Source organism: Nocardioides sp. R-C-SC26 (assembly GCF_021246465.1).
Classification (GTDB): domain Bacteria; phylum Actinomycetota; class Actinomycetes; order Propionibacteriales; family Nocardioidaceae; genus Nocardioides.
Window position 1 is genome coordinate 1 of the sequence record NZ_JAHRHK010000042.1, and the last position, 364, is coordinate 364.

A 364-nucleotide genomic window follows, 5' to 3' on the forward strand; every position below is an offset into this window, starting at 1 on the left:
GATCGCGGCCTCCTTGCGGGCGCGCACGTCGGCGATCTTCTCGTCGAACTCGCGCAGGTCCGGCGGGGCCGTCATCCGGCGGGTGCGCAGTCGCGATCCCGCCTCGTCGATGGGGTCGATCGCCTTGTCCGGCAGGAACCGGTCGGAGATGTAGCGATCGGCCAACGTCGCGGCGCTGACCAGCGCCTCGTCGGTGATGGTCACGCGGTGGTGGGCCTCGTAGCGGTCGCGCAGTCCCTTGAGCACCTCGATGGTGTGCGCGATGGTCGGCTCGGCGACCTGGATCGGCTGGAAGCGGCGCTCGAGCGCGGCGTCCTTCTCCAGGTACTTCCGGTACTCGTCCAGCGTCGTGGCGCCGATGGTC

Annotated in this window: 1 pseudogene; it reads right to left on the reverse strand. The window is 70.1% G+C overall.

The features are described from left to right. Positions 1-364: pseudogene (locus KSO97_RS17350) on the reverse strand (NDP-hexose 4-ketoreductase); the annotation flags it as partial.